The sequence below is a fragment of the Halobacillus sp. H74 genome (genome assembly GCF_052246715.1).
Taxonomy (GTDB): Bacteria; Bacillota; Bacilli; order Bacillales; family Halobacillaceae; genus Halobacillus; species Halobacillus litoralis_A.
Genome location: NZ_JBQQCI010000011.1, coordinates 29652 through 43512 on the forward strand (window position 1 = coordinate 29652; position 13861 = coordinate 43512).

Annotated in this window: 12 protein-coding genes; 6 read left to right on the forward strand and 6 right to left on the reverse strand. The window is 43.4% G+C overall.

Going from position 1 to position 13861, the window contains the following annotated elements:
- Positions 1 to 1005 carry a FecCD family ABC transporter permease gene (locus tag ACTWPX_RS19055; protein ID WP_443121084.1) on the reverse strand — a complete coding sequence of 335 codons (1005 nt, stop codon included), beginning with the start codon at positions 1003 to 1005 and terminating at the stop codon, positions 1 to 3.
- Complete coding sequence (locus tag ACTWPX_RS19060) at positions 1005 to 2051, reverse strand: FecCD family ABC transporter permease (RefSeq protein WP_443121085.1); 1047 nt, start codon at positions 2049 to 2051, stop codon at positions 1005 to 1007. Before ACTWPX_RS19060 ends, ACTWPX_RS19055 begins: the two co-directional genes overlap by 1 nt.
- A gap of 184 nt (positions 2052 to 2235) precedes the next feature.
- On the opposite strand from ACTWPX_RS19060, the gene ACTWPX_RS19065 reads away from it, so the two are divergent.
- The 6 genes from ACTWPX_RS19065 to ACTWPX_RS19090 all read left to right on the forward strand — a co-directional run bounded on the left by ACTWPX_RS19065 (position 2236) and on the right by ACTWPX_RS19090 (position 9969).
- Entirely contained in the window at positions 2236 to 3192 is a 957-nt protein-coding gene (locus ACTWPX_RS19065) for an ABC transporter substrate-binding protein (RefSeq protein WP_443121086.1), read from the forward strand.
- 112 nt (positions 3193 to 3304) lie between these two features.
- Complete coding sequence (locus ACTWPX_RS19070; RefSeq protein ID WP_443121087.1) at positions 3305 to 3634, forward strand: PadR family transcriptional regulator; 330 nt, start codon at positions 3305 to 3307, stop codon at positions 3632 to 3634.
- Positions 3621 to 4799 (forward strand): chromate efflux transporter, encoded by a 1179-nt coding sequence (chrA, locus tag ACTWPX_RS19075; protein WP_443121088.1) that lies wholly within the window; start codon positions 3621 to 3623, stop codon positions 4797 to 4799. Before ACTWPX_RS19070 ends, chrA begins: the two co-directional genes overlap by 14 nt.
- Positions 4800 to 4928: 129 nt before the next feature.
- Complete coding sequence (locus ACTWPX_RS19080; RefSeq protein ID WP_443121089.1) at positions 4929 to 7745, forward strand: EAL domain-containing protein; 2817 nt, start codon at positions 4929 to 4931, stop codon at positions 7743 to 7745.
- 1 nt (position 7746) lies between these two features.
- Positions 7747 to 9381, forward strand: coding sequence for a thiamine pyrophosphate-binding protein (locus tag ACTWPX_RS19085; protein WP_443121090.1), 1635 nt, complete (start codon positions 7747 to 7749; stop codon positions 9379 to 9381).
- A gap of 93 nt (positions 9382 to 9474) precedes the next feature.
- Entirely contained in the window at positions 9475 to 9969 is a 495-nt protein-coding gene (locus ACTWPX_RS19090) for a PCYCGC motif-containing (lipo)protein (protein ID WP_443121091.1), read from the forward strand.
- Between the two features lie 45 nt (positions 9970 to 10014).
- Here the strand turns inward: ACTWPX_RS19090 and ACTWPX_RS19095 are convergent, their stop codons facing one another.
- Genes ACTWPX_RS19095 through ACTWPX_RS19110 form a run of 4 tightly spaced genes read right to left on the reverse strand, consistent with a single transcriptional unit; the run spans position 10015 to position 13814 of the window.
- Complete coding sequence (locus ACTWPX_RS19095) at positions 10015 to 10536, reverse strand: RNA polymerase sigma factor (RefSeq protein ID WP_443121092.1); 522 nt, start codon at positions 10534 to 10536, stop codon at positions 10015 to 10017.
- An 18-nt stretch (positions 10537 to 10554) separates the two neighbouring features.
- Entirely contained in the window at positions 10555 to 12570 is a 2016-nt protein-coding gene (locus ACTWPX_RS19100) for a DUF6449 domain-containing protein (protein WP_443121093.1), read from the reverse strand.
- Positions 12545 to 13444, reverse strand: a complete 900-nt coding sequence (locus ACTWPX_RS19105) for an ABC transporter ATP-binding protein (protein WP_443121094.1) — start codon at positions 13442 to 13444, stop codon at positions 12545 to 12547. The genes ACTWPX_RS19100 and ACTWPX_RS19105 overlap by 26 nt, the downstream gene beginning before the upstream one ends.
- Positions 13437 to 13814, reverse strand: coding sequence for a GntR family transcriptional regulator (locus ACTWPX_RS19110; protein ID WP_443121095.1), 378 nt, complete (start codon positions 13812 to 13814; stop codon positions 13437 to 13439). The genes ACTWPX_RS19105 and ACTWPX_RS19110 overlap by 8 nt, the downstream gene beginning before the upstream one ends.
- Between the last annotated feature and the right edge of the window lie 47 nt (positions 13815 to 13861).

Here is a 13861-nt window from a genome sequence, read left to right on the forward strand (position 1 = left end):
CTATTGGGTTTTCATAAGTAAGTAGATGAAATATGGCGTACTGACGATGGAGACAACAATTCCTACAGGGATCTCAGCAGGTGCAATGATATTCTTTCCGATCGTATCTGCTGCCAATAAAAACAAAGCGCCAGTCAAAGCTGCGACAGGGAGCATCTGCTCATGTCGCGGTCCAATCAACCTCCTCGCGATGTGTGGAGCGACCAGTCCAAGAAAAGCAATGCCGCCACCTGCAGCTACACATAACCCAGCCAAACCGACAGCTAATAGCAAGAGCGTTCGCCGCTCCTTTTCAACAGCAGCACCAAGTCCGATCGACATCTGATCACCGAGATTCAAAATATTCAATGTTGAAGATTTATAGATGGTATAAAGCATCATCAGAATAATAATCGGGACCACGGCTAAAACAAGATTCCAATTACTCATCCAAATATCCCCGGCCAGCCAAACGAGAGCTTGATTAAAGTCCTGGGGGTTCATTTTGACCTGAAAGATAATCAAGGCAGCACTGAAACCTGCATTGACACCGATCCCCACTAAAATCAACCGAACGGGATTGACCCCTTTTTTCCAAGCCAGCACATAAACGAGAATGGCAGCTACGAACGCGCCGACCAATGCGAAAACAGGAAGAATATAAAGACCTATGCCTGTGACCCTTGCCATCGATTCCTGGAAAAAGAAAATATACAAAATTACGGCAAAGCCTGCACCAGTATTAATACCCAGGATTCCAGGATCAGCCAGATCATTCTGTGCTACGCCTTGAAGGATGGCTCCGGAAATACCCAGACCTGCGCCGATCACTAGAGCGATGATCATTCCTGGGAGACGGAAATCAAACAGAACCAGGTTTTGCTTTTCCGTGCCTTGACCAAAAAATGTCCGCAGTACATCAAGCGGCGCAATCTTTACAACCCCCATATTCAAACTCAAGATGAACACGGTAATAAGGAGAATGATTAAAGCTCCGATTACAATGGGCAATCTTTTTTGATTCATCATATCCCCCTCCCTTCACCACGAGCAAGATAAAGGAAAAAAGGAACCCCGATACATGCCGTGATCGCTCCTACCGGTGTTTCATAAGGCGCATTCACTAACCGTGCTCCTATATCAGAGAGAACAAGTAGCAAGCTCCCGAACACCGCTGATACTGGGATAATCAAACGGTAATCCGTTCCAACGAAGAACCTTGTTACGTGAGGGATCACCAGACCGATGAATCCTACTGTCCCTGCCACAGAGACAGCTGCACCCGTCAAAACAAATACAACAATAATGCCCAGAGACTTAGCGACTAAGGTATTTTGCCCGAGCCCCTTAGAGACGTCCTCTCCTAAACTGAGAATCGTAACAGCACGCGAGATGATGAAAGCAAGGGTCAACCCAACGCCTCCTGCAATCAACAGGATTTTTACAGAAAGCCAATCGGTCGCTGCCAACCCGCCTGCATACCAAAAACTCATTTGCTTCGCCACTTGAAAGTGCAGGGAGATGGCAGATGATAAAGAACTGAGCATCCCGCCTACTGCCACTCCAGCAAGCGCTAACTTCACAGGAGTCAATCCACCTTTAGAAAATGAACCGACAGCAAAAACGAGAATGACACCAAGTCCAGCTCCTATAAATGCAGAAATCGTCATTCCGAAATTGCTGATGGTCGGAAAGAAGACAATGGCCACAATTAAAGCGAAAGCCGCTCCATGTGTCACTCCCATGATTGAAGGGGAAGCAAGTGGATTACGGGTCAATCCTTGCATTACCGCTCCTGACACAGCAAGGAAAGCACCGACAAGAGCAGCCCCCAATGCTCGGGGCAGACGCAGTTCCCAAATCACCTGGTGGTTCGTCAGGCTGGAATCAAAAGCGAAAACCGCTTCCCAAACCGTTTGTAATTGAATATCCGTCACCCCTAGAGAGATGGATACCCCTAATAGAAAGACCACTAAGAAACTGGCTATGATAAAAATGATCGTCGCTCGCAAATAACGGCTCGTTAAGCCTTCTAGTTGTTGTTTTTCGGAATGGTTTGCATGTTCACTCACAGTCAGCTACCCTCTCTTGATTCTTTTATCTATGTAATCATATAAAATGAGAATCATTATCACTACATCAGTATATCTATATATTCCTCATGATTCAAGATTTTAAATCTCGAAGGCTATTGACACTACTATTGAAAATGATTATCATTATCGTACAAACATCATTTTCTAGGGGGATACTTAAGTGTTAAAACAACGTTTTTTTGTTATGATCAGCCTTATATTTATACTTACACTGGCCACCGCTTGTAATAGTAGTGGTTCTGAAAATAGTGAAGATAGCGCAGATGAAAACACAGAAGAATCAAGTGAACGCACCTTAGAGCACGCCATGGGTGAAGTTACCATTCCTGCTGAACCTGATCGCATTTTAGCTCCATACTTAGAAGATTCATTAATCGCCTTAGGAGAGCAGCCTGTCGCTCAATGGTCTATTGGGAATACAGTTCTTGATTATTTACAGCCCCAACTTGAAGGGGTACCGAAAATCGGCTGGGATTTACCCATAGAACAAACGATTGAGCAGAATCCCGAACTGATTATCTTCAGTTCTCCATCCGCTTTACAAAATGGTAGTTATGAGGATTATCAAAGCATTGCTCCTACCTATGTTTTCGAGAAGGAGACTAATGCGGATTGGCGTAAACAATTAACGCAAATGGGTGAAATTTTGAATAAACAGGAAGAAGCAGAAAAAGTTCTTTCTGATTTTGATGAAAAAGTAAAAAAAGCTCAATCCAGTTTAAAAGAAAGCATTGGTGATGAATCGGTTGCTTTCATCTGGACAACTGGCGAACAATTCTACGTTTTTGACAATACGCGCTATGGAGCAGAAATCTTATATAATGAAATGGACGTCACCCAACCTGAATTCATTCAAAATCTGCCAGAGCCAGAAGAACAGTGGAACCCTATTGCCTTGGAGAAACTTGGACAAATGGATGCTGACCATGTTTTCTTAATCGGACTCGAAGGAGAGCCCGGCCTTGAAATTTTGAAAAACAGTTCTGTATGGCAAAATACAAAAGCTGCTCAAAATGATCAAGTCTATGTGATGAATGAACCGAGCCACTGGACAATCGATGGAGTCATCGCCCACGGAATGACCATCGATAAAGTAGTCGAAACACTAACAAAATAGTTGATTTGTAAAGAAACGCGCAGACTTTTGTAAAGTCTGCGCGTTTCTTATTGTATTTTCTTTATTGATATCGTATATTGATATCGAATTTCGATAATGGAGGTGCACATTCATGTTAAGAGATTTCTTCTTAGGTTCTATCAAAATACACATCCTCTATCATGCAAACGTAGAGCCTATTTATGGTGCCTATTTAATAGAGGAATTGGCTTCTCACGGCTATGATATCAGTCCCGGCACATTATATCCCACATTAAGACAGCTGCACTCTACTGGACTCCTTGAGAAATTCGAAGAAAACGTTGATGGTAAAGTACGAAAATACTACACCATCACCCCCAAAGGAAAACAGGTACTAAAAGAAGGAAAACACCAAGTCCGTGAATTGGCAGAAGAAGTTCTCGGAAAAGATTGGAGGAATATCGATCATGAGCAAACCTGAAGGTTCTTTATTAGAAATTTTCAAAGCCTCTACTAAACTCGGACTCACCTCTTTCGGCGGCCCTGTTGCCCACCTGGCTTATTTCAAAGAAGAATACATCGATCGCAAGAAATGGCTAGACGACAAAATGTATGCAGACATCATCGCTCTATGCCAGTTTCTTCCCGGCCCTGCCAGCAGCCAAGTGGGAATCGCCATCGGTATGTTGCGTGGAGGTTTATTAGGGGGGATCGTTTCCTGGATCGGCTTTACGGTCCCATCCATCCTCGTTTTAGTGATATTCGCGTTGTTGTATCAGTCATACGAACTCGGTGATGCAACTTTCATCCATAGCTTGAAGGTTGTCGCAGCAGCTGTCGTCCTTCACGCATTGATTGGTTTAGGAAAGAAGTTGACTCCTGACAAACCGCGGATCGCCATCGCCATGGTCTCTGCATTGATATTATTACTTTACCCCTCTGCGTGGATGCAAATCTTAATCATATTCGCGTGCGGGTTGTTTGGATGGAAGATGTTTTCCAGCCAAGCAGAATCGAAAATCCACCCCTTCCCGGTAACGTTTTCAAAAAAGTCCGGTCTCGCGTCACTCAGTATATTGGTTACGTTGCTTGTTGTGCTTCCGTTGATCGCAAAAAACACGGACAACATCCTTATTCAGTTATTTGACACCTTCTTCCGTGTTGGTTCCCTCGTATTCGGGGGTGGACATGTCGTTTTGCCAATGCTTGAACGTGAAGTCGTACCTACAGGGTGGCTGACGGCTAACGAATTTCTTGGTGGATACGGAATGGCCCAAGCGGTACCAGGACCTTTATTCACATTTTCCAGTTATCTAGGGACGATGATTGAAGGGTTTGGCGGTGCGATGGTCGCCACCGCTGGAATTTTCCTACCCTCCTTCTTATTTTTGATAGCGGCCTTACCTTTCTTAAATGAACTGAGAAAGCGTCCGGCTTTTCAAGGTATGCTTACAGGCGTAAATGCCAGTGTCGTCGGTATCCTGCTTGCTGCTTTCTACGACCCTGTTATAACGAGCTCGATTTTGGAACCGGCAGATTTCGCACTCGCTGCTGTCCTCTTCGCACTTTTACATTTTTTCAAAATCCCTGCATGGGCCATCGTATTGGTTGGTGTGGCAGCAGGTTCACTTCTTAATATCATGTAGAAATATGGAACAAAAGTGATCCTTTTGTTCCATATTTCCTTTTTCATTATAAAAAATTCAGTTCTTTTGCAGGAAGTTCATAATAATAGTCGAACATTATCAAAATATGACATCTGTGGGGGTTTTACAATGGCTGAAGAACAAACCAGATATTCTCGTCTCGCGCATATAACAAAGCTGATCAACACAAAGCTTGATTTACGCGAAGTATTAGAACACGTCGTAACAGCCATATCAGAAGAAATCGTGAGATGTGACTCCGTGGGCATTTATTTGCCCCGTGAAGATGGCACGTATCAAGGGTATGTTGGTAAACCCGCCCTCATTAATGGAATGTCCCTCGACATGCACATCGTCAATCCTCAATTCGACCTTTTAGCTAAAGAAGTCATCGAAACAGGAAAAGCGATTTACATTCCGGATACATCCAAAGATGACCGGCCTGACCAAAGAGCTGTTCAAGCATTCAAAATAAATTCCCTCCTGGTCGCACCTATTTCTTATGGGGACGAACTATATGGGCTTGTATTTTTATTTGATTATGGGGCTCCCATGAATTTGACCACCTCTGAAATAGAATCTGTCAAAGCCTATGTAAATATGGCTGCAGTGGCGATAAGAAACGCGAACAACCTTACGAGGAAGGAAAAGTTGATCTCCGAAAAACAATTATTACTGAATGTCACACGGGATTTGTCTCTCTGCTCTTCTCTCCAGGAAGCACTGGACAAATGTTTTTACTATTTAGGAAAAGTCCTCGACAATCCTGACATCGGCGCCCACTTCATCGACCCTGTTCTGACACACAACCTCACACCCGCCAGTCTCAGTAAGGAAAGCGACTGGTCAGAAGAGGAATGGAAAGAGACACACCAACGTGTAAAGTTCAAATATGAAGAAGACCTTGTTTTTCAGGAAGTCATTGAAACGAAACAATCGATTATGATCCCTGATGTGTATAAGGATCGCCGACCGAATCACGAGATTTGTAAAGATTTTGGTATCCAGGGACTATACATGATCCCTCTCGTGTCTATCGGCAAGGTTCTTGGCGCTGTGGCGATCGTCAACCTGAATAATACCGATCATGTCTACCCCGATTCAAGTCGTCAGCTTGCTGAGTCCATCGTAGATACGACGGCCCCTGTCCTTTTCAACCTTCTTTATATGGAAAAACAAGAAATGATCATCCAAGAACGCACTTCAGAAATCACTCATAAAAATACTGAACTTGAAGGTGCGATCGCTGACCTTAAACAACTCAGTCGTGAAAAGGCACTCATCTTGAATTCTGCGGGTGAAGGTATTTTCGGAATCGACCTGGATGGAGAAATCACTTTCGCCAACCCTTCGGCTACCGGCTTGCTTGGCTATGATAATGAAAAAGAAATCATCGGCTGCTCGTACAAGCAAATTTTCAACTGGGATGACCTGGTTACAGATGAGGATACGTTTATTAAATCCTTTGAACAAGTGCAGCATTATGATGGTAGTGACCATTTCTTCTCCACCAAAGAGGGGGGCTCCTTCCCGGTGGAATATGTCATTACCCCTCAAAAAGAAGATAACTTCACCGTCGGTTATGTGGTTACATTCAAGGATGTGACTTCGCGTAAGCAAATGGAGGAAAAGATTAAATACCACGCCTATTACGACAGTGTCACTAACATTCCGAACCGTGTTTTATTCCAGGATCGTCTAAACCAAGCGTTGAGGTATGCAGAACTGAATCAAAAGCCTGTCGCGATTATGTTCCTGGACCTTGACCGTTTTAAAAAAATCAATGATACATTCGGCCATAGCTTCGGAGATAAAGTATTAAAGATGGTCGCTGAACGCTTGCAACAAGCCATTCCGAAAGAGGCGACTGTATCCAGGCAAGGAGGCGATGAATTCATCATCCTTCTTCCTACAATTCAGCGGAAAGAGCATGCCGTCAACTGCGCGCAGCGTATTTTGCACACTTTTGATGAGCCTTTTACAGTAATGAATCAAGAAGTCGCGATTAAAACATCTATCGGGATCAGCTTATACCCTGAAAATGGAGAAAGTGCCGAAACATTGATCAAGCATGCAGATGTAGCCATGTACAAAGCAAAAGAAATGTCAGGTAACCAGTTCCAACTCTTTTTCCCTGACATTGAAAATAGAGCGGTAGAGCAAATACAGCTGGAAAATGATCTTTTTAAAGCTTTGCAGCACGACTGGGAATTCGAACTTTATTACCAGCCAAAATTTAATGTCCGAACCAATGAATTGATTGGTATGGAATCTTTGATTCGCTGGAATCATCCTCAGCTTGGGACACTTTCCCCCGCTCATTTCATCCCCTTGGCTGAAGAAACCGGATTGATCATCCCACTCGGTGAATGGGTCATCCGCAAAGCATGCTTACAAATGAAGAAATGGTATGAGGATGGGCATAAGAACTTGGTCATCTCCGCTAATTTATCTCCACATCAGTTTAGTCAAAAAAAACTTGTGCCAATGGTTAAAGAAATATTAATAGAAACCGGTCTGCCTCCTTTTCTTCTGGAATTGGAACTGACTGAGAACCTGATCATCCATAATACTGAACAAACATTGAAAACAATCGGGGAGTTGAAGGAATTGGGCGTCCAGATTTCCATAGATGATTTCGGGACTGGGTATTCTTCTTTAGGGTATTTAAAAGACTTCCCTGTAGATACGCTTAAGATCGATAAATCTTTCATCGATGACATCACGACCAATTCCAACAACGCGGCTATTACAAAGACGATCATCACCTTAGCGGATAGCTTACACTTGAATGTGATCGCAGAAGGAGTGGAGAAAGAAGAACAAGCGAAGTTTCTCGCTGATCATGGTTGTCATTGGATCCAAGGCTTTTATTATAGCCGGCCACTTCAGTCCAAAGCATTTGAACATCATTTTTTAAAAAAATTCACTCAAAGGGGCTATTAAAATGAAATCTGTTCGAGCTGTGTTGGACTATCTTGTTTCCGGGGGTGTGTCCTATATTTTTGGGATTCCTGCCGGATCTGTGAATGCTTTCTTCGATGAACTCTATGATACACCTTCCATCACGCCAGTCATCTCCAAACACGAAGGTGCGGCTTCTTATATGGCTGCTTCCTATGCTAAATACTCAAATTCGCTGGGGGTTTGTATTGGAAGTAGCGGTCCAGGGGCCACGAACTTAATAACAGGAGCCGCTAACGCCATGCGTGAACACCTTCCTGTGCTGTTCTTAACGGGATCCGTGCCGGTAAATACAGTCGGCTTGAACGCCTCGCAGGAATTGCATGCAGACCCACTCTATCAATCTGTCACCAAATATAGCCAGAGGGTCGACCATGCAGATGATTTACTTACTGAGGTCCATAAAGCTGTTGAAATTGCCCTGACTGGTGTACCCGGCCCAGTCCATATTGCTATGCCGATCGACGTTCAACTCCAAGACATTCCAGCACCTCCATTCCCCACGTTCCCTGAACGTGCCCCCTTGATTCCGAATGAGGAAGACATATTGGAAGCAGCGGAAAAGCTGGCTCGTTCAGAAAGTGGATATATTTTTGTCGGGCAAGGCACAAGAGGGTCCGTAGAAAGTGTCCTTGAATTAGCGGAAATGTTGAACTGGCCAATCGTAACCACACCACAGGCAAAAGGCTTCATTCCTGATACACATCCATTACTACGAGGGGTCTTCGGCTTTGCTGGACATGAAACAGCCTCTGCATTAATTAATGAGGAAGAAGCAGAAACTGTGCTCATCCTGGGTTCCAGTCTTGGTGAAACAGCCACCAACAACTGGAACCCGAATATTACGAAAAATAAAGAAGTCATCCAGGTCGATTATGATGCCGCCGTTTTCAATCGTAAATACCCTGTAGACCTTGCTCTACATGGAGATATGAATGTTACGGTCCCCTGTTTGATCAAAAGTTTGAACAGCATGGGACTAAACCGGCTGTCCCTCCCTTCTCTCGAACGTAATACACAGGTATTAACAGAAGAGTACAACTCCCACAACGTGCTGCTCGCTCTTCAGGAGAACCTCCCGATAGAAACAAGATTCACCATTGATATCGGGGAGTTCATGGCTTACGTTATTAATCATATGGCTGTCCAAACATCTGACTCTTTTGATATCAACGTCCACTTCGGAGCAATGGGAAGCGGAATCGCCAGCAGCATCGGTGCCAAACTCGCCGATCCTGAACGTCCAACTGTCAGCATAACGGGGGATGGCTGCTTTTTCATGCACGGTATGGAACTTCTGACTGCGAAAGAATATGATATTCCTGTACTGTTTGTCGTCATGAATAACGCCCGTCTTGGGATGGTCCATCATGGCCATTCTCTCCAATATGACCGTGCTCATGAGCGCTTTGCTCAAGAAAGTGTCGACATTTCACAAATGGCAGCAACACTAGGGGTGCCTAATGTGCGTATAAATTCCCTTGAAGACATCAACGATGAAAACCTTTCCGCTGTGCTTACTTCTGCCGGTCCAGCTGTCCTGGAAGTCGCTCTCGTTGATGAGAACATCCCGCCTATGGGCGATCGAGTCAAATTTCTATCTTCATTCGGAAAGTAAATGTGACTAATTGTTTAAACTTGCTTAAAAAGATTGATTCTTTTTCACCCCCTCTTTATGATAGAACTATTAAATCATAAAGGGTGTTTTATTATGAAAATAAGTTGGCTGCTTATTATCAGTCTCGTTCTCGGCAGCGGCTTGGCTGGCTGCTCCTCTCCTCAGGAAGAAGGAGGCCAACAGGACAGCGAAGAATCCCAAACTGAACACGTACATGGCGATATACGGGAAGAAACGGCTTCTCAAGACACATTACCAGCTTTCATGGAAGAAAAACCGGAAGAAATGCAAACACTTTATAAGGCTGTAGCCCAAAATAAAGACTTGTTAGAAAATATCCCTTGTTACTGTGGGTGCGGCGAGAGCGTCGGCCACCGCGATAACTACGATTGCTTTGTCCACGAGAACAAAAAAGATGGAAGCATCGTATGGGATGATCATGGAACGAAATGTGGCGTATGCCTGGAAATTGCTGCCCAATCCATCATTGATTATCAAGAAGGAAAATCCATAGAGCAGATTCGCAGAGATATCGATTCATCTTATGAAAATGGCTATGGTGAACCTACTCCCACTCCAGCTCTATAAACCTATAAAAAAGCAGGACTCATCATCTGAGAGTCCTGCTTTTTATTACGCTGTATAATAGTGCATCATTTCTTTACCGAATTTCCCCTTCATTACCTGTCTGGCACGGTGAAGTCTTGATTTAACAGCTGCTGGGGAAATATTCAGTTCCAGGGCAATTTCTTTTTCCTGCATCTCTCTAATGTAGCTCAATTGAAAGACAGCCCGAAGTTTGGGAGTTAAAGTAATGATTCGCTTTTTGACGTTTTCTTGTAAGTGATGATACTCACAAATCTGTTCTACGTCTGAAGACATATCCTCCCCGTTTGGCACAGGAAGCGGAAGCTCCTCTATAGGCAGAATCACCATCTTCTTCTCTTTCCTCAATAAGTCGATCGCTTTCCGGTGAGCAATCGTAGACAACCACGCTCCGACCTTCCCCACCTCCTGCACTTCATCAAGCTTGTCATAGGCTTTGATGAATGTTTCCTGCAGGATGTCTTCAGCAGAGCAATGGTTCTTGGTCACCTTCAAAGCTGTGTAATAAACACGTTGATAATACTGTTCGTACATATTACAAAAGTCCATGACTCATCCTCTTTCCCTTTATTCGAAATGTTCCTTGATAAAATCAGGGGCTTCTCCTGCATCGAAACTCAAGATTTGGTAATTGTCAGGATTATTTTCATCGAAGAAAAGGGCGATAATATATTCGCCTTCCTGTTGGCCATCTCTCCCCTTCAAGAGTTCTTCCACCTTAGGACTATCTGTTACAGTAAGAGGCTCTACTCCTTCACTTTTCAATTGGTTATAAGCAAAATGAGCACCATTGTGGCGGTACTGTATATCCATTTGCCAACGATATACTTCTGCTACTTCTACATCACCCGCCTGCACCATGAGATCTTCATAAAGCCCTTCACTTTTCAACCAATCCATTGTACGTGTATAGCTTGGATAGATCGAAATGCTTGGATATCCTTCATTCGCTTCGTGACCTTCTACCATGAATGCAACATTTGTATCCAGTCCTCTCGGTGCCACCATTTGGTCATAGGAAAGGTTATACAAATCTGCTTTCAATACTTCCATAAAAGAACCGATTTTTTCTGAATCCAGCACCGTTTGCTCCTGGCCATGATTTATTCTCGGGTGCATCATCACCTTTTGGATCTTTGCCGGATCCAGATTCATTGTTTGGTAGCGAATGTTTTTGTATTCATCCATTTCATAAACCTTTTTAAGAGAGTCCGTAACCTTTTCCCGATCCACTTGATACCTTCGCAGCACTTCTTCGCCATTGTCTAATTGATAGGCAATGAAAAAGGAAGCCCCGTTAGAATCAAGCGAAGATGAGTTTTCAATCAACTCGCCATGTAAGCTGCGGACCGCATCAATAGCTTCGGAGGAAGTAATGAATGAAAGGTCTTCCCCTTCACTCTCTTCTCCCGATTCATATTGATAATAACCATTTCCTACATAGACTTGTTTAATTTCACTTTGCGCTGGAATGTAAGCTTCATAGTTTTGCCAGAATAATGGTAGAATCGCAATTAAAATGCCTGCACCCAGACCATAGACGATCCAACCCTTCAAGTGTCTCCAATTGAATACACGCCATGTTTTTTCCAATAACATGACAGCGATCAAGTAACCGAAGGCACCTCCAATAACATATCCTGCAATCATCCAATCATGAGAATGCTGGGTACTTCCGAAATACATGCCCCAAAATAAAGCGAAACAAAAGGTTACACCATATTTGAAGAAAGGTTGTAAAGCAGTAACCGCAATCGCCTTAGATGCTGCTTCCAGTGGTCGTTTATTATATAAAACGAAAGAAGCGGCATATAAAACTCCAGCTGCTATTCCATAAATAATCAAAGTAGTCGGCTCAACAGGAGCCTCGATGTATTGGCCAAGCTCCCCTCCGCGTGGATATTCCACTACATTAATAAGCGGAGAATATTTCTCAAGGAAACGATTCAGCACAACATCGCCAGAAAAGCCATCGATATAGGAACTGATATGAAAAGCAACCAGTACATAGATACCTGCCGGGAACAGCAAAAATATATATGTCAGGAGGCCCTGTACGGCTGACAATCCAGTTAACGTACCAATGAATACACTGGACATGAAAATGAGAATGGTGATAAAGCTCATCAACCACAACCAATAGCTTAAATCTATGATTGAATAATAATCAGATACGTCCATAGTTATTGCAGAAATTAGTAAGATCAAATAATTCAATAGAATGGGCACCAAAAGCAGTACCAAACCAGCAATGATATGGTGATTGAATAAATTCCCTCTTTTTAATGGAAAGCTGTGGGCAAAATCAGAAGCTCCTCTTACATGCAAATAGCGGAATATGAAGATCGCCATTAACACAGGCAAAAGAAACAGGAATATAATTTGCATATCAAAACCGAATATCCCACCGAACGAGCCTCTATTGTAATTAGATAACTGTGGTTCCATCCGGCTTAAATCCATGAATAGCTGTAAAGGGGCTAAGAAAAAGATGCCAAGGAAGTAAACGATCCCGACCCAGCCGACATTCCTGAAATCCTGCTTGATGATTTCTTTATTAAACGAGGATGTTTTCGAACGCATAGCCGGCACCTCCCATCTCATAGATGAATATTTCTTCTAAAGTCAGTGGAAGGCGATCGTAGACAAGCGGTCTATAGCTATCCACCACTTCTGAAACATCCCCTTCCTTCCCTCTAACAATCAATAAATGAACACTTCCGCGTTTTTCCTGATGAAGGATATCCAACTCACTGTTTTCCACATCGAAAGAGTCCTCTTTGAATGCGACTTGAATTTTGTGGACGTCAGCTTTCAAGTCATCCAAATCCCTTTCCAAAAGAACCTCTCCTTTATGCAGAATACCAACGTGATCACATATATCTTCCACTTCTCTCAAGTTATGTGATGATATCAGGACCGTCATTTCATGATCAGCTACATCCTGGATGATCAAACTTCTTACTTTCTGCCTCATGACAGCATCCAGCCCGTCAAACGGTTCATCCAGAATGAGAACATCCGGCATCGCTGACATCGCTAACCAAAAGGCAACCTGCCGCTGCATCCCTTTGGAGAACTGATTAATCTTCTTCTTCTCATCCAACTGGAAAACGCCTTTTAATTTCTCATAACGTTCTTCATTCCAGTTGTCATACATTTCACGGTAATAATTAGCCATCTGCCTGGTTGTATATTGCGGAAGAAAGTATAGGGTGTCAGGCAGAAAAACAACTTTTTGCTTCACTGACTCATTTTCAAATATCGGTTCTTCTAAGACGCGCACCTGACCATCATTCTCTTGCAATATTCCTGCCAGTATACGCATCAATGTGGTTTTCCCCGCTCCGTTCGATCCTAGCAAACCATAGATCGAACCCTTTTTGACCGTAAAGGTAACATCATTCAAAATCACCGTCTTATCAAAAGATTTGTGAACACCACTCACCTCAATCATCCATCTTACCTCCTTCGACTTCATGGAGAAGAGCAGCGATCTCTTCTGAAGACATCCCAAGGTAAATGGCTTCTGCAAATAGTTTCTTCAACTCTTCTCTCACTTTTTTCAACTCCTCTTGATTATCCACCTTACTTGAAGGATGGACGAAGCTTCCCTTTCCCTTCAATGAATAGATATATCCTAGTGATTCTAATTCCCGGTACGCCTTTTGGATCGTATTCGGGTTAATGGTCAACTGTTGGGCCAGTTCTCTGACGGAAGGCAGTTTTTCGTCTTCCTTCAGGACATCATTGATGATCAGTTGCTTCAGCTTTTCAACCAATTGTTCGTAGATTGGCATTCGGCTCCTGATGTCCAACTCAAACATTCATCCACCTCCAAAGGTGTAGTCATCTGTATTAACTGTATTATTAC

Excerpts from the sequence above, each read along its gene's own strand:
- ACTWPX_RS19095 (WP_443121092.1), bottom strand. The coding sequence starts at position 10,536 with ATGGACTTTTGTAATATGTACGAACAGTATTATCAACGTGTTTATTAC.
- ACTWPX_RS19070 (WP_443121087.1), top strand. The coding sequence starts at position 3,305 with ATGTTAAGAGATTTCTTCTTAGGTTCTATCAAAATACACATCCTCTAT.
- ACTWPX_RS19110 (WP_443121095.1), bottom strand. The coding sequence starts at position 13,814 with ATGTTTGAGTTGGACATCAGGAGCCGAATGCCAATCTACGAACAATTG.
- ACTWPX_RS19100 (WP_443121093.1), bottom strand. The coding sequence starts at position 12,570 with ATGCGTTCGAAAACATCCTCGTTTAATAAAGAAATCATCAAGCAGGAT.
- ACTWPX_RS19080 (WP_443121089.1), top strand. The coding sequence starts at position 4,929 with ATGGCTGAAGAACAAACCAGATATTCTCGTCTCGCGCATATAACAAAG.
- chrA (WP_443121088.1), top strand. The coding sequence starts at position 3,621 with ATGAGCAAACCTGAAGGTTCTTTATTAGAAATTTTCAAAGCCTCTACT.
- ACTWPX_RS19090 (WP_443121091.1), top strand. The coding sequence starts at position 9,475 with ATGAAAATAAGTTGGCTGCTTATTATCAGTCTCGTTCTCGGCAGCGGC.
- ACTWPX_RS19105 (WP_443121094.1), bottom strand. The coding sequence starts at position 13,444 with ATGATTGAGGTGAGTGGTGTTCACAAATCTTTTGATAAGACGGTGATT.
- ACTWPX_RS19085 (WP_443121090.1), top strand. The coding sequence starts at position 7,747 with ATGAAATCTGTTCGAGCTGTGTTGGACTATCTTGTTTCCGGGGGTGTG.
- ACTWPX_RS19055 (WP_443121084.1), bottom strand. The coding sequence starts at position 1,005 with ATGAATCAAAAAAGATTGCCCATTGTAATCGGAGCTTTAATCATTCTC.